At 77.2% G+C, this 478-nt stretch carries 1 protein-coding gene; it reads right to left on the bottom strand.

Annotated features, from left to right (window positions below; translation table 11 throughout):
* Positions 1–478 (bottom strand): PspC domain-containing protein (locus SACPADRAFT_RS26410; RefSeq protein WP_157577109.1); only part of this gene is annotated, 478 nt, incomplete at both ends.

The following is a 478-nucleotide window of genomic DNA, read 5'->3' as shown; positions in this document are numbered from 1 at the left end:
CACCGCCTGCGCTGCGACTCGTCGGCCTCCCGCCACACCACGGCCGCGCCGACGAGGGCGACGGCGACCGGCAGCCCCAGCCAGCCGCTGAACACCCCGCTGACCGTGCCGCCGGCGACGGCCATCGCTACCCCGAGCACCATCAGCCCGTACGCCTGCTGACGCTCCACCCGGGAGGCGGCCGCGGACCGCGTCCCGGCCTCCGGGGTCTCCGGGGGCGCAGCCTCCCGGTCGGACTGGGGCACGAACGCCCAGAGCAGTCCGTAGGCGAGCATCCCCATGCCGCCGAAGCCGGACAGCACGGCGAACGCGGCCCGGACCCACACGACCCGCACCCCGAGGTGGTCGGCGATCCCCGCCGCCACGCCCGCGAGCGCCCGTCCGGTCCGCCGCCGGTACAGCTTTGCCCGCCCGGTGTCCCCGGCCGTGCGCCCGGCGGTGTCCCCAGCGGTGTCCCGTGCCCAAGTTTCCGCACCGT

Source organism: Saccharomonospora iraqiensis subsp. paurometabolica YIM 90007, assembly GCF_000231035.2.
GTDB lineage: Bacteria > Actinomycetota > Actinomycetes > Mycobacteriales > Pseudonocardiaceae > Saccharomonospora > Saccharomonospora paurometabolica.
Note: the sequence above shows the minus strand (reverse complement) of the source record. Positions and strands in the feature narration are given on the sequence as shown.